The organism is Hungatella sp. SL.1.14, assembly GCF_024460495.1.
In the GTDB taxonomy this organism is placed as follows: domain Bacteria; phylum Bacillota; class Clostridia; order Lachnospirales; family Lachnospiraceae; genus Hungatella; species Hungatella hathewayi.
This window is the reverse complement of sequence record NZ_JANFYJ010000245.1, coordinates 1-311: the sequence shown is the minus strand read 5'-3', so window position 1 is coordinate 311 and position 311 is coordinate 1. Positions and strand designations below refer to the sequence as shown.

At 49.2% G+C, this 311-nt stretch carries 1 pseudogene; it reads right to left on the bottom strand.

Annotation, left to right across the window (positions count from 1 at the left end):
- Positions 1-311, bottom strand: a pseudogene (locus tag NE473_RS30855) (sensor domain-containing diguanylate cyclase); the annotation flags it as partial.

Genomic DNA, 311 nt, shown 5'->3' with positions numbered 1-311 from the left:
CTTTCTGAGAAGGAATCCCTTCCCTGCACCATTCATAGGTGTTATGGGCATATCCGCGTTCACGGTCAATCTCAATAATATAATACCGGCATCCATCGTAGAAGCGTGTGATCAGTTCCAGTATACGGGTAATTCCCGACTCCAGGTCCTCCGCACTGTTCAGCGTCCGCAGACTCTCAAGCATTACTGTCTCCATGTGGTATTTGGCGGTAGTCGTATAATCACCGATCAGATGATTTCCCACATCCACGGCAATCTCGATACGTACCGGCCGGCCATTCCATTCCACCAGCTTATCCTTCACAATGAAG